The organism is Streptomyces sp. NPDC048637 (assembly GCF_040650675.1).
Lineage (GTDB): Bacteria > Actinomycetota > Actinomycetes > Streptomycetales > Streptomycetaceae > Streptomyces.
The window spans coordinates 518,715-540,048 of the sequence record NZ_JBEZHQ010000002.1 but is presented as its reverse complement, the minus strand read 5'-3'; the positions used below and the strand labels follow the sequence as shown (position 1 = coordinate 540,048).

Here is a 21,334-nt window from a genome sequence, read left to right as displayed (position 1 = left end):
AGGCACCGTCGTGTTCGACGACATGCGCAACCTGCCCGAACTGCTGGCGGCCACCTCCTAAGCTCACGCAGCCCCTCGTCCCACACCCCTGCCCCTCCGGCCCGTCACCTCCCGTTGGAGGGTGGGAAAAACGGTTGGTGGGGGCAAGTGTGGGTGGGCGAGTGGGCCCTTGGTGGGGTGGGGTCCGGGCTTAGCGGCAGCCGCAGTTGGCTACTGCTGAGGCGAGTTTGTCCAGGGCGGTCTGGGCGCCTTGGGGGTCGGTGGTGCCGGTGGTCATGAAGGAGAAGACGAGGAGGCGGCCGTCGGCGTCGACGACGGTGCCGGCCAGGGTGTTCACGCCGGTGAGGGTGCCGGTTTTGGCGCGTACGGCGCCGGCGCCGGCGCTCTGGCCCCGGTAGCGGTTGCTGAGGGTGCCGGTGAAGGCGGCCACCGGGAGGCCGGTGACGACGGGGCGCAGGGCCGGGTGGTCGGGCGACGAGGCGTGCAGCAGGAGGCGGGAGAGCAGGGCGGCGGTGACCTTGTCGTCGCGGTCCAGGCCGCTGCCGTCCTCGAAGACGGCGCCGGACAGCGGGAGGTGCTCCCGCTGGAGGGCGGTGCGCACGGCCTTTCCGGCACCGGCGAAGCTGGCCGGCTGACGGGAGGCGAGGGCGGTCTGGCGGGCCAGTGCCTCGGCGATGTCGTTGTCGCTGTGGGTCAGCATCCGCTCGACGAGCGCGGACAGCGGCAGGGAGTGGACGGCGGCAATCCGGTCGGGCTTCTTGGGGGCCTTGGCGCCGGTGGGATCGCCGTCGACGGTGATGCCGCGGTCGTGGAGCAGATCGGCGAAGGTGCGGGCCGCCGTGCGGGCCGGGTCGGTGTCGCGTGGGGCGGTGCCGTGGTCGGAGTCGTCGAGGCGGGCCTCGTCGGTCATCAGCGCGGTGACGGGGGCGATGTTCTCGTTCGGGCCGATGGGGTGCTGGACGGGGCCCGAGTAGGCACCGGTGTCGTAGCCCAGGCTGATCTTGGTGAGGTGACGTTTCTTGAGGGCGCGGGCGGTGGTCTCGGCGAGGGTGCGCAGATTCGCGGGCTGTTCCTCGGCGCCGGGCCGCGGGGCGCGGGCGGTCAGGGTGGGGTCGCCGCCGCCGACCAGGACGATGCGGTTCTTTCCGGCCCGGACGACGGTGGTGTCGATGCGGTGGTCGGGGCCGAGCGCGGAGAGCGCGGCGACGGCGGTGGCGAGCTTGACGGTGGAGGCGGGGGTGGCGGCCTTGCCCTGGTCGGCGCCGAAGACCTCCCGGCCGGCGGCCGCGTCCAGGACGGAAGCCGTCCGCAGCGGGCCGAGCGCCGGGTCCTTCAGCAGCGGTGCGAGCGCGTCGGCCAGCCCCGCGTCGGTGGGCGCGGGGGCCACGCCACGGCCCGCGGGGCCGGGCGTGCGGCCGCCGAGCGCGGACAGCACGGGCGGTGCGCTGGGCGCCGGCCGGGCCTCCGGAGCGTGATGCTCGCCACTGGCACCGTCCATCTCGGCCGCCTCCGCACGCTCGGCCGTACGCTGACCCGAGTCCCACGGCCCGGACGCCGCCACCGCGACGATCGCGACCGCCAGACCGGTGGCTGCGGAGACCGCCGTCAGCCGCCATGTCTGCTGGGTATGGCGCGGTGTGGCCTGCCAGGCCTGCCGCGTGGCATCGACCGCCGTCTGCGCCGACCGGACCGCCGCGCGCGTCGCCGACCGCGCGGACCGTGCCGCCGACTGCCATCTGACCTGCCACTTTCCGGTCTCCGGCACCTCGGACCAGCCCCTTTCGCCACCACACACCTGCGTGGGGGACACTTAATCACCAGACGTATGTGTTGATCATGGAGGAGCCACCCGTGGAGTTCGACGTCACCATCGAGATCCCGAAGGGTTCGCGGAACAAGTACGAGGTGGACCACGAGACCGGTCGGATCCGCCTGGACCGTCGACTCTTCACCTCGACCAGCTACCCGGCCGACTACGGCTTTGTCGAGAACACCCTGGGCGAGGACGGCGACCCGCTGGACGCGCTGGTCATCCTGGATGAGCCGACCTTCCCCGGCTGCCTCATCAAGTGCCGTGCCATCGGCATGTTCCGGATGACGGACGAGGCCGGCGGCGACGACAAGCTGCTGTGCGTGCCGGCGTCCGACCCGCGAGTGGAGCACCTGCGGGACATCCACCACGTGTCGGAGTTCGACCGCCTGGAGATCCAGCACTTCTTCGAGGTCTACAAGGACCTGGAGCCCGGCAAGTCCGTCGAGGGCGCCAACTGGGTCGGCCGCACCGAGGCCGAGGCCGAGATCGAGGCCTCGTACAAGCGCCTTGAGGCGCAGGGCGGCGCGCACTGACGCAGCGTCGTCGGTCCGGCGTCCGGCGGGGTTTCCCTGACCGCCGTGCCCGGGCCCGCGCGCGCTGATTTTCGTACGCGAACGGGCGGCACCCAGTCGGGTTGCCGCCCGTTCGTGCGTGTCGGGGCCGGGCGACCGGCCCCGACGGGCCCTAGAAGCCGCGGGTGCGCTTGGCGGCCCGGCGTCCGGTGCCGGGCTCCTCGACGCCTGGCGCACGCAGGAACAGCCGCGCGACCTCGGCACCGAGGTTGACCCCCACCGCGATGGCCAGCGCCAGCGAGGCGGCCTGCACCAGGGACGTGAGGCCCTCCGGCAGATGGCCCTGGGCGAAGTTGAGCAGGCCGAAGTACGTGGCGCTACCGGGCAGCAGCGGGCCGACGGCCGCGGTGACGTACGGCAGGGCCGACGCATAGCGGTAGCGGGAGAGCAACTGGCCGAAGAGGCCGACCAGTCCGGCCCCGATGGCGGTGGCGGGCACCGGGTTTATCCCGGCCACGTAGTGCAGGGCGCCGTAGACCACCCAGGCGACGCCGCCGTTCAGGGTCGCAAACGCCACGGTGTGACGTTCCTGCTGGAGCAGCACGCAGAACGACAGCGCCAGCAGCATGGACGCGGTGATCTGCACCAGCGGCTCGTTGTACGCCCCCAGCGCCTGCTCGGGGTTGAGCCGCCGCAGGCCGGGGTTCAGCTGGAGCCCGATGTAGAGCACGCTGAGGACGCCGACGACGATGCCGACGATGAGGTAGCCGACCTCCAGCAGACGGGCGGCGGCGGTGATGTAATAGCCGGTCAGCCCGTCGTGGACGCCGGCGACCAGGGCCCGTCCCGGGATCAGCGCGAACAGTCCACCGGTGATCACCGCGGACGCCTGCACATTGAGGTGGGCCAGGCCGAAGGCGACACCCACCGCGGCGGGCGGCATCGCCGCGACCACGAACTGGTAGAACTCCGGCAGCCCGCGCCCGGACGCGAGCCAGGCCAGCCGGTCGCCGAGCATCGAGCCCAGAGCTGCCGCGAGGAACACCCGCAGCTCGCCGCCGACCAGCATCGAAGCCGCACCGGACAGCAGCCCGGAGGCCACCGTCAGCGCCCAGCTCGGGTACGGGTGGCGGTTACGGCGGATCTCGGCGAGGCCGCGGTAGGCCTCTTCGAGGGTGATGCCCTCGGAGGTGATGTCGTCGACGAGCCGGAAGACCGCGGACAGCCGGGTGTAGTCGACGCCGCGGCGCCGTACCGTCCGGCTGGCCGTGACCGGGTCGTGGACCAGCGACGGCTGGTAGGAGATCGACAGCAGGGTGAAGGTGACGGTCGGCTCGACCCGTTCCAGCCCGTAGGCGTGCCCGACGCCGAACATCGCGGCCTCGACGTCCTCCGCACCCTCACCGCCGGCGAGCAGGATCTCGCCGATACGGAGCGTCAGGTCGAGTACGCGGGGGACGGCCGGGCCGGTCTCTTCGTCGCCGCGCTCGGGGCGCTCGGGGACCGGGCGCTCGTGGACCGGCATCCGGAGCATGGTCCGCATCCGGTCCTGCCAGGGAGCTTCCTTGGTGAGGCTGACGGCGGGGATGCCGTGCGGCGGGGTGAAGGCGCTCATCGCCGTGGCGCCCACGGGGGCGGGCAGCGGAGTCTGGCCGGTGGTACTGCTCGGCTGGCTGAAGGCCGAGCCCTCCTGCTCGGCCGGCGTCTCCGGGCGCAGGCCGGCGGGCACCGCGAATTCGGAGGTGGGGTGCTCGTCCTCGGGAAGCGGCGGGTAGGGCACGCCCAGTGGCGGCGTGAAGGCGCTGTGGGCCTCGTCCGACTGGGGCTTGTGGTCCTCGGGACCGGTCTGATCCAAGGCGCCGCCGCTGCCGCTGCTGCCGTTCGTGCCGCGCTGGCCGCGCTGGCCGCGCTGTGGGTCCGACGCCACTGGTCTTCGCTCTCCTCGTAAGCCTCCTGACGGATGTCAAGGACACGATGCCTGATGAGGATGCGGGACGCTTGCACGGGGGCGAAATTTTCGGACGGCCGGCGTCTCCCGTGGCGGGTGGGGTCTTCTCCCGGCTGGTGTCAGCGCTTGGCGTGGCGGCCGCGGCGGGTGTCGGTGGGGGCGCCGTGCGGGCGGTCAGCGGGGTGCGGCGGGGCGGACTGTTCCTTCTTCGCCTTGCCGCGTGCGCGGAGGTACTCGATGGCGATCGGTACGACGGAGATCAGCACGATCGCGACGAGGATCAGCTCGATGTGCTTGTGGACGAACTCGATCTTCCCCAGCGAGGCGCCGAGCAGCGTGACACCGGCGCCCCACAAGGCGCCGCCGATGACGTTGAAGGTGATGAAGGAGCGGTAGTTCATCCGGCTCACACCGGCGATGATCGGCGTGAAGGTGCGCACGATCGGTACGAAGCGGGCCAGGATCAGCGACTTGGGGCCGTGCTTCTCGAAGAACTCGTGCGCCTTCTCGACGTTCTCCTGCTTGAAGAGGCGGGAGTCGGGGCGCTTGAAGAGCGAGGGGCCGACCTTGCGGCCGAAGAGATAGCCGGCCTGGTCGCCGAGGACGGCGGCCAGGACGATCAGGGAGCACACCATCCACAGCGGCCGGTCGAGCTTGTTCGTCGTCACCAGCAGACCGGTGGTGAACAGGAGCGAGTCGCCCGGCAGGAAGAAGCCGATCAGCAGGCCGGACTCCGCGAAGACGATGACCAGGACACCGATCAGGCCGAATGTCGCGATCAGATAGTCCGGGTCCAGCCACTGGGGGCCGAGCGCGAGAGTATTCACGGGGTGAAGGCTCCTGGGTCGAGGGCGCCGGATCGTGCGGTGCGACGGGCGAAGCGAGGGGGTGCAGGCGCGTGTGCGGCCAAAACTATCAACGCCGAGCGACCCGCCTTGGTTCCAGGCGGCCCCCGGGCCCCACCCGACGGCCCCCGACCGCTGGCCGCCCCCACCGGGCCGGGTGATCCTGGCCGTAAGGAGGTGCGCGCCATGAGCATCGAGGAATTCGGCGGTGGACAGCATGCGCAGTCCGACGTCCTGGTGGTGACGACCAACGACGTCCCGGGGTTTCACGTGGAACGGGTGATCGGCGAGGTCTTCGGCCTGACGGTGCGCTCACGGCACCTCGGCAGCCAGATCGGCGCGGGCCTGAAGTCGATGATCGGCGGCGAGCTGCGGGGCCTGACCAAGACCCTGGTGCAGACCCGTAACCAGGCGATGGAACGGCTGGTGGAGCAGGCCCGCTCGCGCGGTGCGAACGCGGTGCTGATGTTCCGCTTCGATGTCACGGAGGCCGCCGACGTGGGCACCGAGGTGTGCGCCTACGGGACGGCCGTGGTGCTCTCGCCCCAGAGCTGACCCCAGAAAAGAGCACCGTACGGGCCGGGGGCGCGCTCCCCGGCCCGTACGGATCACTGGTGGCGGTCCGCGTTGGCCCGCATCGCGTCCCGCATGTAGACGGCGAGGCCGGGCCTGATCGCCTCGTAGGTGGCGGTGAAGCGCTCATCGGTGACATACATCTCGCCGAAGCAGGTGTGGAGCTCATAGGTGCAGTCGCCGTACGCACCGACGATGAACTGCCGGTGTTCCTCGGCGACATCCATGGCCGCCTCCGAGTCCGCCGGCACACCCTGCGCGAGCAGATCCGCCATCTTGCGGTGGATGGCGTCGAGCTCCGCCGTCACCCGCTTCCAGTCGTCCTTGGTGTACGCGGCCGTCCTGCGCTGCGACTCCTTGTAGTACTCGGTGTGGCCCCAGCGCTCCTCGACCTCCGCGGCATGCTCGTCGGGGTCGAAGTCCCCGAAGACCTCGAACTTCTCCTCCGGTGTGAGCCGTACATTCATCCTGCGTGCCTCCATCGCGTGTTCGACGGCGGCGGCCATCTTCTGGAGTTTGCCGATCCGCTCGGTCAGCAGGTCGTGCTGGCGCCGCAGATGCTGCTGCGGGTCCACGTGCGGATCGTCCAGGAGGGCCGCGACCTCGTCGAGCGGAAAGCCGAGCTCCCGGTAGAACAGGATCTGCTGCAGCCGGTCCAGGTCGTCGTCGCCGTAGCGCCGGTGACCTGCGTAGTTGCGTTCGCCGGGCTGGAGCAGCCCGATCTCGTCGTAGTGGTGCAGGGTGCGCACCGTCACGCCGGCAAAGGCCGCGACCTGCCCTACCGAATAGCTCACTTCCGCTCCCTTCTGGGTACGCGTTCCACGATGTGACCTCACGCCGCGTGAGGTGCAAGTCCGCATCCTGAAAACCCGGTGAGGCGGCGGATCGGGGGGTGAGATCCTGCCGCACATGCTGGGGATAACGGATCTGTCCACGTATCTGGTGGGGCTCGCGCTGATCATTCTGCTGCCGGGTCCGAATTCGCTGTACGTCGTGTCGGTGGCGGCCCGCCGCGGCCCGCGGGTGGCGTACCGGGCGGCGGCCGGGGTGCTGTGCGGTGACACGGTGCTGATGACGCTGTCGGCGGGCGGGGTGGCCTCGCTGCTGCAGACCACCCCGGTGCTGTTCACCGTCGTCAAGTTCGCCGGTGCCGGCTATCTGACGTGGCTGGCGGTCGGGATGCTGCGCGGCGCCTGGGCGCTGTGGCGCGGCCGGGAGGCACGCCGGGCCGGGCGGGGCGACGGAGCCGCCGAGGCGCCGAAGGAGGCCGTGGAGCGGCCGTACCGCAGGGCGCTGGTGGTCAGTCTGCTCAACCCGAAGGCGATTCTGTTCTTCATCTCCTTCTTCGTGCAGTTCGTGGACCCGTCCTATGCCCACCCGGTGCTGTCGTTCCTGACGCTGGGCGCCTGGGCGCAGCTGTTCAGCTTCACGTATCTGTCGGTCCTGATCTTCAGCGGGACGTTTCTGGCGGCTACCTTCCGCCGCCGCAAGCGGCTGACGGCCGGGCTGTCCGCGGGGGCCGGCGCGGCGTTCCTCGGCTTCGCCGCGAAGCTGTCGCTGGCCAGCGCGAGCTGACGGGGGCCCGGCGGCCGGATCTGGTGTACGGGCGGGTGGCGGCCCTTCGGGGCAGCCGCCCGCCCGTTGCGCTTCCACTGGGTGAACCCTGGAGGCCACGTACCCCTTATGCCCTTATTGTCGGGCTCGAGGAGGTGCGCCGATGCCCGTGCATGACGTCCATGTCGCCGTCATCTACTACTCGTCGACCGGCACCGTCGCCGAGCTCGCCCGGCTGATCGCGGACGCCGCCGAGCACGCCGGAGCCGAGGTACGCCTGCGCCGCGCCGCGGAACTCGCCCCGCAGGCCGCGATCGACGCCAACCCGGCCTGGGCGGCCAATGCCGCGGCCACCGCCGACATCATGGAGGCCACCCACGAGGACGTGCTCTGGGCGGACGCGGCGATCTTCGGGACGCCCACCCGCTTCGGCAATGTGACCTCGCAGCTCAAGCAGTACCTCGACACCCTGGGCGGCCTCTGGCAGCAGGGCAGACTGGCCGACAAGGTCTACAGCGGCTTCACCGCGAGCGCCACCAAGCACGGCGGCCAGGAGTCCACACTGCTCGCGCTCTACCAGACCGTCCACCACTTCGGCGGCATCCTCGTGACGCCGGGCTACACCGACCCGGCGAAGTTCCACGACGGCAATCCCTACGGCACCTCCCATGTCGGCGGCCCCGATACCCCGCTCGACGACGAGGCACGCACCGCCGCCCGCATCCAGGCGGAGCGCGTGGTGAAGTTCACAAAAGCCATCAAACACGGCCTTTCGCAAGGCAGTTGACGGGTAGGCGCGACAGATGACTCTGCACAAAGGCGCATCGCCTTCCGACCGCAAGCAGTCCGGGCATCCGGTCAATCCCTTCTACGGCGAGGCCGACCCGGTCGCCGGAATGGAGACCGCGCCACCGCGGCACGCCCTGCCCGACGGCCCCATCTCCCCGCACACCGCCTATCAGTTCGTGCACGACGAGCTGATGCTGGACGGCAACTCCCGGCTGAATCTGGCAACGTTCGTCACGACCTGGATGGAGCCGCAGGCCGGCGTCCTGATGGCGGAGTGCCGGGACAAGAACATGATCGACAAGGACGAGTACCCGCGCACCGCCGAACTGGAGAAGCGGTGTGTGGCGATGCTCGCCGACCTGTGGCACGCCCCCGATCCGGCGGCCGCCGTCGGCTGCTCCACCACCGGGTCCAGCGAGGCCTGCATGCTCGCCGGGATGGCCCTCAAGCGCCGGTGGATGCAGAGGAACAAGGACCGGTATCCGGGGCAGGCCCGGCCCAACCTCATCATGGGCGCCAACGTCCAGGTCTGCTGGGAGAAGTTCTGCAACTTCTGGGAGGTCGAGGCGCGCATGGTCCCGATGGAGGGCGACCGCTTCCATCTGGACGCGGCCTCCGCCGCCGCGCTGTGCGACGAGAACACCATCGGCGTGGTGGCGATCCTCGGCTCGACCTTCGACGGGTCGTACGAGCCGGTGGCCGGGATCTGCGCGGCGCTCGACGAGGTCCACCAGCAGCACGGCTGGGACATCCCGGTCCATGTGGACGGTGCGTCCGGCGCCATGATCGCGCCGTTCATCGACCCGGAGCTGGTCTGGGACTTCCGGCTGCCCCGGGTCGCCTCCATCAACACCTCGGGGCACAAGTACGGCCTGGTCTACCCGGGCGTCGGCTGGGCGCTGTGGCGCGATACGGAGGCGCTGCCGGAGGAGCTGGTCTTCCGGGTCAACTACCTGGGCGGCGACATGCCGACCTTCGCCCTCAACTTCTCCCGCCCCGGCGCCCAGGTCGTGGCGCAGTACTACACCTTTCTGCGACTCGGCCGGGCCGGCTTCCGCGCCGTACAGCAGGCGACCCGTGACGTGGCCCGCTCGATGGCCGACCGGATCGGCGCACTGGACGACTTCAGGCTGCTGACCCAGGGCGACCAGCTGCCGGTCTTCGCCTTCACCACCGCGGACCATGTCACCGCCTTCGACGTCTTCGACGTCTCCCGGCGGATGAAGGAGCGCGGCTGGCTGCTCCCCGCCTACACCTTCCCGGAGAACCGCGAGGACCTCTCCGTCCTACGGGTGGTCTGCCGCAACGGCTTCTCCCTGGACCTCGCCGACCTGTTCCTGGCGGACCTGGGAGCGCTGCTGCCCGAACTCCGGGACCAGCCCGGCCCGATGCAGCGCCCGGAGAGCGTGGCGACGGCGTTCCATCACTGATCCCGGTCCGGTCCCGCCGGCCGGCCCCCTCGCCTGCCCGGCGCGGCAGGACGCGGAGGCTCCGTTCAACGAGCTTCCGCGGCGCCGCCGCCTTCACCCGCGCCGCCTTCACCCGCACCGCCTTCACCCGCGCCGCCGCCCCCGCCCTCACCCGGATCATCCGCGTCCTTCGTCGCGTACGGGTTCACCTGCCCGTCCGCGAGTACGCCGACGAACGGCTCCCCTTCGCCGGCGAAGACGTACGCCCCGCCCTCGATCCGCTCGATCAGTCCCTGGGTCCACTCGGCGCCGCTGTCCGCGGAGTGCACCCACATATGCATGATCTCGCCGATATGGCCGAGCTGTTCAGGCCCTCCCTCGGGGGTGTAGTAGCCGGTGACCGTGCCGCGCCACTCCTTCAGCGCCCGCACCCGCTCCTTGAGCAGTGCCACCGCCTCGGCCCGCGGCAGATCGACGACGAAGCCGATGCCCGCGCTGAGCATGTCGGCCTTCTGGTCGTGCTGCGAGAGCGCGGCGCGCAGCAGCGCGAAGAACTCCGCCTCGCCCGCCGGGGTCAGCTCGTACTCGGTCCGCGGCGGGCCGCCGACGGTGCTGGGCGCGATGTCATGGGCGCGCAGCAGCCCTTGCTTGGCCATCTGCTTGAGCGCGTGGTAGATCGAGCCGGGTTTGGCGTTGGACCACTCGTGGGCGCCCCAGTACTCCAGGTCGTTGCGCACCTGGTAGCCGTGCGCCCGGCCGTGCTGCCGCACGGCGCCCAGTACCAACAGCCGGATCGCCGACACCGTCTCCTCCATCCCTCACGCGCCCTTGCCGCCAGCCTAGAGCGCCCCGGCAGGGACCCGGCCCTACCCCTGGGCCGCGCGCTCCTCGTCCACCAGGACAAAGGCCGTCTTGCCGTCGAGGGACTCGCGGAGGATGTCGGCGTGGCCGGCGTGCCGGGCCGTCTCCTCGATCAGATGCAGCACCAGCCAGCGCATCGACTGCCGGGCCTCCGCCGGGAACCACGGCGCCGCGGGCAGCGGGAAGGTGTCGTTCAGGCTGGGCACAGAGCGGATGAACTCCTCCGTCCGCTTCGCCACGCCGTCCCAGAAGGCCAGCACCCCGGCCAGGGTCTCGCCGTCCGCCAGCTGGAAGCTCAGATGCCAGGTGTCCTGGGTCCGCTCGATGGAGTGCGGCAGCTCCTGCGCGGTCTCGACCCAGCCCTGCTCGGTCTCCGCGACATGCTTGACCAGTCCGGCCAGTGACAGCTCACTGGCGCTCGGCCGCTGGTTCGCCCGGTCGTCGGTCAGCCCCAGGACCGCCCGGCGCAGTCCGCCGCGCTGGGCTTCCAGGAAGGCCAGCAGCGCGCCGGTCTCGTCGCCGTGGGCCTCGGCAGGAACGTGAGTGGGCATGGGGTCCACCTTTCGTGACATCCTCGGCGGCCGGCATCGTCGCCGTCCGCCTTCCGACATCACTCAACGTAGGAGCCCTTGCGGTCAGCTTCTGTCCGCAACTCGCAGCGGATCCCTGGATCCGTCCGCTCAGAACGGGAACTGCGACCGCCCGTGCTGGATGGAGATCCACTTGGTCGTGGTGAAGGCCTCCACCATCGCATCGCCGTTCAGCCGCCCCACTCCGGAGCTCTTCTCACCGCCGAAGGGCACGATCGGCTCGTCGTGCACGGTGGCGTCGTTGACGTGGAACATCCCGGTGTCGATGCGCTTGGCGAACCGCACCCCGCGCTCGATGTCGCCGGTGTGCACGGCGCCGCTGAGTCCGAACGAGGTCGCGTTGGTCAGCCGCACCGCCTCCTCGTCACCGTCGAACGGCACCAGCAGCACGACGGGCCCGAAGATCTCCTGCCGCAGCAGCGGGGAGTCCTCCGGCAGACCGCTCAGCACACTCGGTGCGACCAGCGTGCCGTGGGTCTCGCCATGGAGGAGCGCCGAGGCGCCGTCCGCGACCGCCCGGTCCACCAGCGCGGCGATCGCCTCGGCCTGGCCCTCGTTGATCAGCGGACCGATATGGGTCTGCGGATCGGTGGGGTCACCCACCTTCAATGACGCGACCTTGGCGACGAACTTCTCGGTGAACTCCCGCTCCACGGCGCGGTCCACGAGCACCCGGTTGGCGGCCATACAGACCTGGCCCTGGTGGACGAAGCGGCTGAAGACGGCGGCGTCCACGGCGTAGTCGACATCGGCGTCGTCGAGGACGACCAGCGCGCTGTTGCCGCCCAACTCCAGCACGGTGTGCTTGAAGTTGGCGGCGGCGACCGTCGCGACATGCCGGCCGACCTTCTCGGAGCCGGTGAAGGAGATGGTCTTGGGCACCGGGTGCTCGATGAGCGCATCGCCGATCTCGGCGATGTCCGTGACGACGACGTTCAGCAGCCCCGCCGGCAGCCCGGCCTCCTCGAAGATCCTGGCGACCAGACCGCCGCCGCAGACCGGGGTGTTCTGGTGCGGCTTGAGGACGACGGCGTTGCCGAGCGCGAGGGCCGGCGCGACGGACTTGATCGACAGCAGGAAGGGGAAGTTGAAGGGGCTGATAACGCCGACGACACCGACCGGCAGCCGGTAGAGGCGGTTCTCCTTGCCGTCGATGGGCGAGGGCAGGATGCGGCCCTCGGCGCGCAGCGCCAGCTGAATGGCCTCGCGCAGGAACTCCCTGGCCAGATGGAGCTCGAAGCCCACCTTGGCGAGCGTGCCACCGACCTCCGCGGCGATCGCCTCGCCGAGCTCCGCCTCACGGTCGTCGATGATCCGCAGCGCCCGCTCGAAGACGAGCCGCCGCGTGTACGGATTGGTGGCGCCCCACTCCCGCTGTGCGCGCTCGGCTGCACGGTAGGCCTGGTCGATCTCCTCTACCGTGGCGACGGGTATGGAGGTCAGTTTCTCGCCGTTGTACGGATTGAAATCGACGATGTCCCACGAGCCGCTGCCGGACCGCCACTCACCGTCGATGAACTGAAACGCCAACTCGTCGAAGTAGGACATGCCATCCCGATCTGGAGAACAGGGCGCTCAGGGCGCCGCATTGGGGGGTGCTGACTCCTGATGGTGCGCCATCCTACCGACGCGTCACATCAGTTGGAGCAGCCCACGCAACAGGTCCCTGCTCTCGGCCGGATTCGGCCCTTCTTCCTGGAGGCGGTCCATCACCCGTGCGTACTGGGCCACTTCCTCGGGCTTGTCCACATACAGCGCGCTCGTCAGCTGTTCCAGATAGACGACGTCCGGCAGACCCGACTCCTGGAAGCCGAGCATGGTGAAGGCGCCGCTCTCCCCGGCATGCCCGCCCAGACTGAAGGGCATCACCTGGAGCCGCACATTGGGCCGCTCCGACACCTCGATCAGGTGCTTCAGCTGTTCGCGCATCACCGCGCGTTCGCCGTACGGTCGCCGGAGCGCAGCCTCGTCCAGCACACAGTGGAACTGCGCCGACCGCTCGGCCACCAGCAGCTTCTGGCGCTCCATGCGGAGCGCGACCCGTCTCTCGATCTCCGCGGGCCCGGCGTCGGGCATGCCGCGTCTGACGACGGCCTGGGCATAGCCCTCCGTCTGCAGCAGCCCGTGGACGAACTGGACTTCATAGACCCGGAGAAGGGACGTGGCGCCTTCCAGGCCCACATACGTCTGGAACCACCCGGGCAGCACATCGCTGTAGCTGTGCCACCAGCCGGCGACGTTCGCCTCACGTGCCAGGGAGAGCAGCGCCTCGCGTTCCTGGGCGTCTCCGACCCCGTACAGGGTGAGCAGATCCTCCACATCCCGTGCCTTGAAGCTCACGCGGCCCAACTCCATGCGGCTGATCTTCGATTCGGATGCACGGATCGAGTAGCCGGCCGCCTCGCGGGTTATCCCGCGCGATTCACGCAGCCGACGGAGCTGCGACCCGAGCAGGATTCGCCGCACCACCGACCCGCTCGACTCACTTGCGGACACCTCTCAGACCCTCCTGTGACCCCACCCCGTCCAACAGTGGGCCGCAGTCTGCCATGTTCGGGCTTCGTTGAGTGCTCATCCGGTTACTGATACGTGCGACCCCCGCAAGCCCTCCACAAGAAGCCGCAGGAAGAATCCCGAGCAAATCGGTGCGGGCAGGGGCAAACATGGCGCGTGCACGTGCATCTGCCCTTGCATCTGTCTCGCACATTGGGAACCATAGGCGTCGCACGCATGCACGCTCGTGAAAGATCCGCCAGATCCGGCTGACCGGCCAGGGTCATGACGTCCGCGAACGCCAGGAGTGCCTCGCATGGGGACCAAGGTTTTGACCATGCTCGAGCCGTTATGGCAGGGCTTTCCTCCCGTCGACCCCCTGGCCGTCTCCGGATCCGCCTCCCGCACGCTCCCACCGCGCTATGAATCGGTGCGCTGTGCACGGGCGTTCACCCGCGAGACCCTGCAGGGCTGGGAGCTGGACGAGCTCTTCGACTCGGTCGCCCTGGTCGTCTCCGAACTCGTCACCAATGCCCTGCGGCATGCGATCCTCGCGGCCCCGGAGCACGCCGACGCCACCCCGCCCGCCCGGCTCCATCTGATGCGCTGGTCCTCCCGGCTGGTCTGCGCCGTACGGGACCCGAGCGATGACTCACCGGTCGCCGGCGAGGCGGATTCCGCCGCGGAATCGGGGCGCGGGCTGTATCTCGTGGACTCCTTCAGCGACAGCTGGGGCTGGCATCCGCTGGCCGGCGCCGCACACGGCAAGATCGTGTGGGCACTCTTCCGGCTGCCGTAGCCGTTCCCACACCGGGCGCACCGTGCGAAGCGGGGCGCCCGGTTGCCCTTTGCGGGCGCTTCACCGCCTACGGGTGCCCGCTCCCCCAGGGCCGCCCGCTCCCCCAGGGCCGCCCGGCCCCGTACGGGCGCCCGGTTCCGGACGAGACGGACCCTCAGTCCCTGACGAGATGGTCGAACTCGCCGTCCTTGATGCCGAGCAGCATCGCCTGCACCTCGGCCGGCGTGTAGACGAGCGCCGGGCCGTCCGGGAAGCGGGAGTTGCGCACCGCGATATCACCCCCGGGCAGCTTGGCGAACTCCACACAGGAGCCCTGGGAGTTGCTGTGCCTGCTCTTCTGCCATGCCACATCACGGAGATCTGTGGCGGCCATGCCGTTGTATGCGTGGGGCACAGGGGTCTCCCGGTGATAAATGGTGTCAACTGCCCGGGATCATAGCTGCGTTCACATGCGGATGCATGCGCAGATGCACGTGCACGACACCGGGTGTCAATGCCGTCACAGCTCGTCGAGCACCGTCACCGGCCCCTCACGCACGGTCGTCCGCCGGACGCCGCTCGTGACACGATGCGCCGTCACCTGGTAGGGATCGACGGGGCCCAAGCCCTCACACCCGAGGAAAAGACGTGTGTCACGCCCTTCGGGTTCCGGATCCGGGCGATCCGTCCGCCCGGACGAAGGCCCTGCCCTTCAGCACACCCCCGGACAAACGAAGGAGGTTCCCTGCGCGACAGACGTAGGGAACCTCCTGTTCCTCAGCGGACTGCGGCCGTCAACGGGACGCGTAGGGGAGCAGCGCCATCTCCCGCGCGTTCTTGATCGCACGGGCCAGCTGCCGCTGCTGCTGCGCAGTGACCCGGGTGACCCGGCGACTGCGGATCTTGCCGCGGTCCGAAAGGAACTTCCGCAGCAGATCGGTGTCCTTGTAATCGACGTAGGTGATGCCCGCCGCGTCCAGCGGATTACGGCGGGGCGTGGGCGTCCGGCGCGGGTCGTGCCGTCGGGGCATGGGAGAGCTTCCTTGTGCGTACTGAGGGGGCCGGTTCCGTGCATACGGACGCGGCCGTTCTTACGAGACGGGGTCGAGGAGTGCGTCGAAGGCGGGCGGCAGGCTCTTCCAGGCCGGCGGGCCACCCGCGTACTCGGCGTCGGTGAGCAGGCAGGAGTCCAGCAGGGACCGCAGGCCCTCCCGGTCCAGGCCCGGCGAGGTGAAGACCAGATGCTGGGTGCGGTCACCGTGCTCGGGGTGCCAGTCCAGCGCGGCGGCGGCCCGGCGCGCCGGCGGCACCATCTCCCAGGCGGCGTCCGGCAGTGAGGCCAGCCACGGCCCGGTGTTCTCCACACACAGCGCACCGCCGGCCGCGTCCCAGGACAGCAGCGTGTCCGGGCGGTCGGCCAGCCAGAACCGGCCCCGGCTGCGCGCGGCCGCACAGGTCAGATCCTCCAGCGCGGCGTAGAGCCGCTCGGGGTGGAAGGGCCGGCCCTGCCGCCAGACGAGCGTGGCGACGCCCTCCGCGTCGGCCTCCTGCGGCAGCAGCGCACAGGCCGGGTGCTGGCGGTCCGCGGCCGCGGACACATCGAAGCCGGCCGTCGCGGCGGTCGCCAACTCCCCTGATTCCACGGAGACCTGACGTGCCATCGGGTGCAGCTGGTCGAGCAGCGCGAGGTCGGCCGGCTCCGCCGGCTCCTCCCCCGTCGCGATCGCCAGCACCGGCGCATACTCCAGCTGCCGCGCCCAGGTGTCGGCGACCGTGCGCTGGTCGGAGGCCGCGGCGGCGAGGCCCGCCTCCGCGAGATCGTCGCCGCACCCGAGGTAGGGCAGCAGCAGCGCCGGGTCGACGGCGGTGAGCACGCCGGTCAGCGCGAGACTCTCACTGCCGCAGGCGGTGACCACCTCGGCCATCGCCTTGGGCTCGACCGAGTCCCACAGTTCGACGATCGCCAGCCGGCAGGTCCGCCCGGCGGCCAGCCGCTCCAGCTCGGGCACCAGATCCTCGCGCAGCGCACAGCAGGCGCAGTCGTTGACCAGCGGTGCGTCCCCGGTGTCGAGGGTGCCGCCCGCGTCGCGGACGGTGCGCCGCACGGTGCCTTCGGCGGCCGAGGCGAGGTCGTGATGGAGGGCGACGCTGCCGGGAACGGTCCGCAGCAGCCGCTCGACGGCGGCCTGCCGCGCGTCCGCGTGCAGGCCGCCCACCAGGACGACGTTGAGCCGCTCCATCAGCGGGCCCCGCGTGCGCCGTAGCGGCGCTCGAACCGCTCCACGCGGCCCGCGGTGTCCAGCACCCGGGCGGTGCCCGTGTAGAAGGGGTGGCTCGCCGAGGAGATCTCGACGTCGATGACGGGATAGGTGTTCCCGTCCTCCCACTCCACCGTCTTCTCACTGGTGGCGGTCGAGCGGGTCAGAAAGGCGAAGTCGGCGGCCAGGTCGCGGAAGACGACCGGCCCGTAGGAGGGGTGGATTCCAGGCTTCACGGTGCTCAGCGCTCCTCTCGGAAGGCGACGTGCCGGCCGGCCACCGGGTCGTACTTGCGCAGTTCCAGGCGGTCGGGGTCGTTACGGCGGTTCTTGCGGGTCACGTAGGTGTAGCCGGTGCCGGCGGTGGACCGGAGCTTGACGACCGGGCGTAGTTCGTTGCGGGCCATGCGGTTAGTATACGGAAATGGTTTCCATTTTCAATAGGCCCTCGTCCGGGCCGACGACCGAAGGGATCGCACTGTGTCCGCCCACTGCCAGCTGACCGGCCGCTCGCCGGGCTTCGGCAAAGCCATCTCCCACTCGCACCGCCGCACCCCCCGCCGCTTCGACCCCAACATCCAGCGCAAGCGCTACTGGCTGGAGAGCGAGGGCCGGCACATCCGGCTCACGCTGAGCGCCAAGGGCATCAAGACCGTGGACACGATCGGGATCGAGGCGGCCGTCGCCCGCATCCGCGCACGAGGAGGAAAGGCCTGATGGCCAAGCAGAGCAAGATCGCCAAGAACGAGAAGCGCCGCGCGACGGTCGCCCGCTACGCGGCCCGGCGCGCCGTCCTCAAGACCCTCATCCGCAGCCCGCACACGCCGGAGGAGGAGCGCACCGCCGCCCGGCGTGAGCTGTCCCGCCAGCCGCGGGACGCCAGCGCCACCCGGGTACGCAACCGCGACAGCGTCGACGGCCGCCCGCGCGGCTACTTCCGCACCTTCGGCCTGTCCCGCGTACGGCTGCGCGAACAGGCACACGCGGGCTATCTGCCGGGTGTCCGCAAGTCCAGCTGGTAGCCACACCGCCGGCCGTCCGGCTCCGGGGCGCCCCCTGGACCGGACGGCCGGACCGTTCGGGTAATACTGGACAGAACGTCCGCCGTCCCCCGACGAAAGCGAGCGCGCCCATGCTCCGCAACGCCTTCGAGCCCTGGCACCTGATCCTGATCATCGCGGTCCTGGTACTGCTCTTCGGCTCGAAGAAGCTGCCCGACATGGCGCGCGGCCTGGGCCGCTCGATGCGCATCCTCAAAGCCGAGGCGCGGGCCGTCAAGGACGACGAGCCGGCCGAGGCGCCCCGCCCGGAGTCCGCCGCCCGGCACTGACGCCGGGGCGCCCGGCCCTCAGTGGTCGCCGCCCTCGTCGATCAGCCGCCGCACCTCGCGGTCGATCAGCCCCAGCCGGGCCTCGGCGACCAGCGGCACCGCACGGCGCTGCCGCCGCGCCTCGGCGAGATCGATCTCCACGGTGACCAGCGCGGACTCCCACTTCGGCGCCTGCGCCACCACGGCCCCCCGCGGGTCCACCACCCGCGAGCCGCCCCAGAACGCCGCCCCGTGCTCACTACCCACCCGGTTGACGAAGACCACCCAGCACTGCAGCATCCGCGCCGTATAGGACAGCAGGGTGTCCCAGTACAGGCCGGTGTCCATCGCCTCCGGATCCAGGCTCGCCGCGCTGTTGGTCGGGACGAACAGCACCTCGGCGCCGTCCTGCACCGCCAGCCACGGCAGCGCCGGCTGCCAGGCGTCATTGCACACCAGCGTGGCCCCCCGGCCGCCGCTGCTGGCCCGCTTCAGCTCGTACGCCCGCAGCGACTGCCCCGGACTGACGTGCTTACGCTCCTCCCAGGCCAGGTAGTTGGGGAGATACAGCTTGCGGTGCGCATGCACCAGCTCACCGCCCGAATAGTGCGCCGCGGTGTTGTACGCCCGCAGACTGGTGTGCTCGTGGAAACCGACCAGCACATCGGGGCCACGGGTGCTCAGCTCCAGCAGCCGGGGATCGTTCGCCCCGATGGACTCATCGCGCTCCAGGGCACCCAAGTGATAGCCGTGCAGGCTCAGTTCGGGGAACACCACGACGTCCGCGTCCTGCGCCGCCGCCTGCTCGATCTGCTCGCGGGCAATGACGAGATTCTCCTCGACGTCACCCAGCACACAGTCGGTCTGCGCCAGCGCAATGAGCATGTCCCCACCTCATCGACTCATCACTTTTGTGACTTTCACCCCAATTTTGCCAGAGGCCGGAGGCAGCGGCATTGCCCCGCGGAGCTTCCGGTTCCGCCCCCTTTCAAACACCCGGAAGACGGGTCCCCACCAATGAGCGAAAGAACGATCCTTCCCGTGCCGAACACGGGTTTCCCACGTTGATCCGCACGATCCGCCGTACCTCCGCGGGGCCGCTTCCAGCCGCAGCTCGCCCGGCGACACAGCGGTACGACGGCGCGCGGTCGAACCGTCCGGCGATGCCGACGGACGGCTCGACCGGGCGGCCGGGGCCGAGCGGCCCGCCGGACCCGCTCGGCCGGCCGCCGAGCCCCCGGGAACGCCAGGAGCCGCCCGGCCGCCCGTACGCGGCCCGCCCGCTCACCTGCGTCGCGTATGCGCCCGGCGCAGCAGCAGCGCTCCGCCCACCAGCAGCCCGCCGCCGACCGCGGCCACCGCGCCCAGCTCCTCCGCCCCGGTGGCCGCCAGCAGCGCGGAGCCCGCAGAGGCCCCGGCCCGCGCCACCGCACCCACCCGCGCCACCTGCGCGGGCCGCGCGGCGGACCCGGGAGCGTGCCTGGCCACCTGCCCTGGCGCGTGCCCCGGCGCGTGCTCGTCCGGCGCCGTGGCAGGGCGCTCGGCCCGCTCCGGGACCGGTCGCCGCACCGGCTCCGCGCGGTGCTCCCGCTCCGGGGCCGTCCAGTGCACGCCCGGTGCCTGCTCCGCGCCCGCCGGCCGCTGGGCCACCGGCGCCCGCTGCGCCGGCGGCGCCTGGCGAAAGGCCTCCGCGGGCGGCGCGCCGTTCCCGCACGCGTTGCCCATGGCCGGGTTGAGCGCCGCACCCGCGTCGACCGAATTGCCGCACGCGTTGACCGGCGCGTCCACGGTCACCTGGATGCTGTTCCCGGACAGCACTCCGGGAGAGTTCCTCGCTCCTCCCCCGGCGCCGGCATCCGCGTACGCCGCGCTGCCGCTCGCACCGAGCACACCCGACGCGGCCGCCACGAACACACATGCCTTCAGGCTCTGTCGCATCTCTCATCCCTCCTCTGCGGTCACGGCGTACGGGCCGCCGCCCGCACCCCCGTTCCCTCGCACGACCGGGCGGCCGACGACGCATACGCGGCGCCGACCGCCCGGAGTCGCAAGCGGTGGAACGGCCGAGACCGTTGATCCTCAGCGGTTGGCAACCCCGTTGCCGGACAGCACCGCGATGTCGTCCAGGATGTGCGACAGCGCCTCGTCGCCCTTCGCCTGGCTCGAGTTCTCGACGCACTGCTGGTTCTGCGGCGACGACAGCACGTTGATGTCCTGGGCGACCGCCGCAAGGTTGACCTTCGGAAGGCCCAGGCAGAGGTCGTTCAGGGAGCCCTGCACGAGCCCGAGCTGGGTGCTCAGATTGCCGTGCGTGGTGGAGTTGCCGTAAATCGACTTGGAACCATTGCCGTTGACCGTGGACGTGCCGTGATCGTTGCCGATCGCCATGGCCTGCGGCGCGGCCGCCGCGGTCATTCCCACGAGCGACGCCGCAATCGCCGCGCCCGCCATCATCTTCTTCATCGTGCAAACCCTTCAGGAGAAGGAACTCCCGGCACGGGAGCCCTGTTTGAATAACCCGTCACAGCCGCACGAGTTCCGCATCATCACCCGAACAGATGGCGATGGAATTCCCGAAAGATGTCACGTGCATCACTGGGCCGATATCCCCCGCACGCTCACCGAGGATGCTCCGGGCGGACGGTATGACAAAGGACCTACGCCCGATAAACGGACTAGTAGGCCCCGTCCTGCGTTTCCGGCCGGCGCGCCAATGCCCCGGCAACCCCATCAATCACACAAGGGCATTGGCGCGCTTCCCTCCACACATCATTCTTAACGATCCGGTGCACCGCATATCGGTCACGGGGAAATAACAATGCAGCGCCGAAGGCCACCGCTTCCCGCACCTGCCCCGGCTTTGCACGGCGAGGCAGCAAAAACCCGGGCCGCCCAGAAGAAGGAGGACTGGGCAGCCCGGGCCTTACTCAGCCGCTCAGCGGTTGCCGGCGCCGTTGGCGGAGAGCACCGCGATGTCGTCCAGGATGTGCGACAGCGGCTCGTCGCCCTTGGCCTGGGTCGAGTTCTCGGTGCACTGCTGGTTCTGCGGCGACGACAGGACGTTGATGTCCTGGAGGCCCGCCAGGCCGTTGATCTTGGGCAGGGCGAGGCACGGCTTGTTGAGAGAGCCCTGGATCAGGCCGATCTGCGGGCTCATGTAGCCGTACGTGGTGGAGTTGCCGTAAATCTGCCGGGCACCGTTGCCGTTGACGGTGGAGGTGCCCTGGTCGTTACCGGTGGCCATCGCCTGCGGGGCGGCAGCGACGGCAATGCCGACAATGGACACAGCCGCAGCTGCGGTCGCCAGCGTCTTCTTGATCATTGCTAGTCCTTCGTGTTTCGGGTTGCCCTTGGGACGGACAAGCTGCCCAACTCGAAAGAATTGAGTTGGGTTGTGCTGATTCACTCCAATGAGCTTTCCCCTGAATGGTCGTACCGACAGGGGAAGCGCCCGGGAGATACGGGCGGGATTCATCCGGTGGGCCGCCGCACCCCGCCCGGTGACTTCGACCGGGACCGTGAAGCATTCGGCAGCCGCGGTATCGACGGAAACGATGAGATGCGAATATCCACGCCGCGGCCGGCGGGCGAGCCCGTGCGCCC

26 protein-coding genes are annotated in these 21,334 nt (G+C 70.3%); 9 read left to right on the top strand and 17 right to left on the bottom strand.

All coding sequences use genetic code 11. From position 1 onward, the window contains the following. Nucleotides 1-190: 190 nt before the first annotated feature. Nucleotides 191-1,765 (bottom strand): D-alanyl-D-alanine carboxypeptidase/D-alanyl-D-alanine-endopeptidase, encoded by a 1,575-nt coding sequence (dacB, locus tag AB0C46_RS05220; RefSeq protein WP_362825777.1) that lies wholly within the window; start codon nucleotides 1,763-1,765, stop codon nucleotides 191-193. Nucleotides 1,766-1,851: 86 nt separating this feature from the next. On the opposite strand from dacB, the gene AB0C46_RS05215 reads away from it, so the two are divergent. Continuing rightward, on the top strand, nucleotides 1,852-2,346 hold the full coding sequence (locus AB0C46_RS05215; protein ID WP_108151010.1) for an inorganic diphosphatase: 495 nt from the start codon (nucleotides 1,852-1,854) through the stop codon (nucleotides 2,344-2,346). Nucleotides 2,347-2,497: 151 nt separating this feature from the next. Here AB0C46_RS05215 and AB0C46_RS05210 read toward each other — a convergent pair whose 3' ends face one another. Together AB0C46_RS05210 and AB0C46_RS05205 are read right to left on the bottom strand one after the other, a co-directional pair. Further along, entirely contained in the window at nucleotides 2,498-4,252 is a 1,755-nt protein-coding gene (locus tag AB0C46_RS05210) for a threonine/serine exporter family protein (protein WP_362825775.1), read from the bottom strand. Between the two features lie 140 nt (nucleotides 4,253-4,392). After that, nucleotides 4,393-5,100, bottom strand: coding sequence for a VTT domain-containing protein (locus tag AB0C46_RS05205; protein WP_362825773.1), 708 nt, complete (start codon nucleotides 5,098-5,100; stop codon nucleotides 4,393-4,395). Nucleotides 5,101-5,304: 204 nt separating this feature from the next. Between AB0C46_RS05205 and AB0C46_RS05200 the strand changes: the two genes are divergently transcribed. Beyond that, complete coding sequence (locus AB0C46_RS05200) at nucleotides 5,305-5,673, top strand: YbjQ family protein (protein WP_362825772.1); 369 nt, start codon at nucleotides 5,305-5,307, stop codon at nucleotides 5,671-5,673. A 53-nt stretch (nucleotides 5,674-5,726) separates the two neighbouring features. Here AB0C46_RS05200 and AB0C46_RS05195 read toward each other — a convergent pair whose 3' ends face one another. Further along, a complete protein-coding gene (locus AB0C46_RS05195) occupies nucleotides 5,727-6,485 on the bottom strand; it encodes a MerR family transcriptional regulator (RefSeq protein ID WP_362825771.1) in 759 nt (252 codons plus the stop codon). A gap of 115 nt (nucleotides 6,486-6,600) precedes the next feature. On the opposite strand from AB0C46_RS05195, the gene leuE reads away from it, so the two are divergent. The 3 genes from leuE (at nucleotide 6,601) to AB0C46_RS05180 (ending at nucleotide 9,464) form a co-directional block, all read left to right on the top strand. Further along, nucleotides 6,601-7,266 (top strand): leucine efflux protein LeuE, encoded by a 666-nt coding sequence (gene leuE / locus AB0C46_RS05190; RefSeq protein WP_362825769.1) that lies wholly within the window; start codon nucleotides 6,601-6,603, stop codon nucleotides 7,264-7,266. Nucleotides 7,267-7,408: 142 nt separating this feature from the next. Continuing rightward, the gene (wrbA, locus tag AB0C46_RS05185; RefSeq protein WP_362825768.1) at nucleotides 7,409-8,032 is read left to right on the top strand and encodes an NAD(P)H:quinone oxidoreductase; all 624 of its coding nucleotides are present in this window, start codon (nucleotides 7,409-7,411) and stop codon (nucleotides 8,030-8,032) included. A gap of 16 nt (nucleotides 8,033-8,048) precedes the next feature. After that, a complete protein-coding gene (locus AB0C46_RS05180; protein ID WP_362825767.1) occupies nucleotides 8,049-9,464 on the top strand; it encodes a glutamate decarboxylase in 1,416 nt (471 codons plus the stop codon). 65 nt (nucleotides 9,465-9,529) lie between these two features. On the opposite strand, the gene AB0C46_RS05175 is transcribed toward AB0C46_RS05180, so the two are convergent. From AB0C46_RS05175 to AB0C46_RS05160, 4 genes are all read right to left on the bottom strand, one after another. Continuing rightward, complete coding sequence (locus tag AB0C46_RS05175) at nucleotides 9,530-10,246, bottom strand: PadR family transcriptional regulator (protein ID WP_362825816.1); 717 nt, start codon at nucleotides 10,244-10,246, stop codon at nucleotides 9,530-9,532. Between the two features lie 63 nt (nucleotides 10,247-10,309). After that, the gene (locus AB0C46_RS05170; protein WP_362825765.1) at nucleotides 10,310-10,855 is read right to left on the bottom strand and encodes a DinB family protein; all 546 of its coding nucleotides are present in this window, start codon (nucleotides 10,853-10,855) and stop codon (nucleotides 10,310-10,312) included. Nucleotides 10,856-10,984: 129 nt separating this feature from the next. Further along, nucleotides 10,985-12,442 carry an aldehyde dehydrogenase family protein gene (locus tag AB0C46_RS05165; protein WP_362825763.1) on the bottom strand — a complete coding sequence of 486 codons (1,458 nt, stop codon included), beginning with the start codon at nucleotides 12,440-12,442 and terminating at the stop codon, nucleotides 10,985-10,987. Between the two features lie 84 nt (nucleotides 12,443-12,526). After that, complete coding sequence (locus tag AB0C46_RS05160) at nucleotides 12,527-13,390, bottom strand: helix-turn-helix transcriptional regulator (protein WP_362825761.1); 864 nt, start codon at nucleotides 13,388-13,390, stop codon at nucleotides 12,527-12,529. A 313-nt stretch (nucleotides 13,391-13,703) separates the two neighbouring features. Here AB0C46_RS05160 and AB0C46_RS05155 point away from each other — a divergent pair, with 313 nt between their 5' ends. After that, nucleotides 13,704-14,186, top strand: a complete 483-nt coding sequence (locus AB0C46_RS05155) for an ATP-binding protein (RefSeq protein ID WP_362825759.1) — start codon at nucleotides 13,704-13,706, stop codon at nucleotides 14,184-14,186. Nucleotides 14,187-14,340: 154 nt separating this feature from the next. Here AB0C46_RS05155 and AB0C46_RS05150 read toward each other — a convergent pair whose 3' ends face one another. From AB0C46_RS05150 to rpmG, 5 genes are all read right to left on the bottom strand, one after another. After that, the gene (locus AB0C46_RS05150; protein ID WP_362825758.1) at nucleotides 14,341-14,580 is read right to left on the bottom strand and encodes a DUF397 domain-containing protein; all 240 of its coding nucleotides are present in this window, start codon (nucleotides 14,578-14,580) and stop codon (nucleotides 14,341-14,343) included. A gap of 379 nt (nucleotides 14,581-14,959) precedes the next feature. Then, nucleotides 14,960-15,196, bottom strand: coding sequence for a 30S ribosomal protein S18 (gene rpsR / locus AB0C46_RS05145; RefSeq protein ID WP_362825756.1), 237 nt, complete (start codon nucleotides 15,194-15,196; stop codon nucleotides 14,960-14,962). Nucleotides 15,197-15,256: 60 nt separating this feature from the next. Then, nucleotides 15,257-16,405 (bottom strand): GTP-binding protein, encoded by a 1,149-nt coding sequence (locus tag AB0C46_RS05140; RefSeq protein ID WP_362825755.1) that lies wholly within the window; start codon nucleotides 16,403-16,405, stop codon nucleotides 15,257-15,259. After that, nucleotides 16,405-16,659 (bottom strand): type B 50S ribosomal protein L31, encoded by a 255-nt coding sequence (locus tag AB0C46_RS05135; protein WP_362825753.1) that lies wholly within the window; start codon nucleotides 16,657-16,659, stop codon nucleotides 16,405-16,407. Before AB0C46_RS05135 ends, AB0C46_RS05140 begins: the two co-directional genes overlap by 1 nt. Nucleotides 16,660-16,664: 5 nt before the next feature. After that, nucleotides 16,665-16,829, bottom strand: a complete 165-nt coding sequence (gene rpmG, locus AB0C46_RS05130) for a 50S ribosomal protein L33 (protein ID WP_006604069.1) — start codon at nucleotides 16,827-16,829, stop codon at nucleotides 16,665-16,667. 73 nt (nucleotides 16,830-16,902) lie between these two features. On the opposite strand from rpmG, the gene rpmB reads away from it, so the two are divergent. The 3 genes from rpmB (at nucleotide 16,903) to tatA (ending at nucleotide 17,752) form a co-directional block, all read left to right on the top strand. Beyond that, on the top strand, nucleotides 16,903-17,139 hold the full coding sequence (gene rpmB, locus AB0C46_RS05125) for a 50S ribosomal protein L28 (protein ID WP_362825751.1): 237 nt from the start codon (nucleotides 16,903-16,905) through the stop codon (nucleotides 17,137-17,139). After that, nucleotides 17,139-17,444 carry a 30S ribosomal protein S14 gene (rpsN, locus tag AB0C46_RS05120; protein WP_159486954.1) on the top strand — a complete coding sequence of 102 codons (306 nt, stop codon included), beginning with the start codon at nucleotides 17,139-17,141 and terminating at the stop codon, nucleotides 17,442-17,444. The genes rpmB and rpsN overlap by 1 nt, the downstream gene beginning before the upstream one ends. A 110-nt stretch (nucleotides 17,445-17,554) precedes the next feature. Beyond that, nucleotides 17,555-17,752: a Sec-independent protein translocase subunit TatA gene (gene tatA, locus AB0C46_RS05115; RefSeq protein WP_362825750.1), complete on the top strand. Its 198-nt coding sequence runs from the start codon at nucleotides 17,555-17,557 to the stop codon at nucleotides 17,750-17,752. An 18-nt stretch (nucleotides 17,753-17,770) separates the two neighbouring features. Here the strand turns inward: tatA and AB0C46_RS05110 are convergent, their stop codons facing one another. The 4 genes from AB0C46_RS05110 to AB0C46_RS05095 form a co-directional block, all read right to left on the bottom strand. Continuing rightward, nucleotides 17,771-18,616: a nitrilase-related carbon-nitrogen hydrolase gene (locus AB0C46_RS05110; protein WP_362825749.1), complete on the bottom strand. Its 846-nt coding sequence runs from the start codon at nucleotides 18,614-18,616 to the stop codon at nucleotides 17,771-17,773. Between the two features lie 399 nt (nucleotides 18,617-19,015). Next, entirely contained in the window at nucleotides 19,016-19,669 is a 654-nt protein-coding gene (locus tag AB0C46_RS05105) for a chaplin (protein WP_362825747.1), read from the bottom strand. A gap of 141 nt (nucleotides 19,670-19,810) precedes the next feature. Continuing rightward, entirely contained in the window at nucleotides 19,811-20,194 is a 384-nt protein-coding gene (locus AB0C46_RS05100; RefSeq protein ID WP_362825745.1) for a rodlin, read from the bottom strand. 472 nt (nucleotides 20,195-20,666) lie between these two features. Beyond that, on the bottom strand, nucleotides 20,667-21,053 hold the full coding sequence (locus tag AB0C46_RS05095) for a rodlin (protein WP_208681810.1): 387 nt from the start codon (nucleotides 21,051-21,053) through the stop codon (nucleotides 20,667-20,669). Nucleotides 21,054-21,334 lie beyond the last annotated feature (281 nt).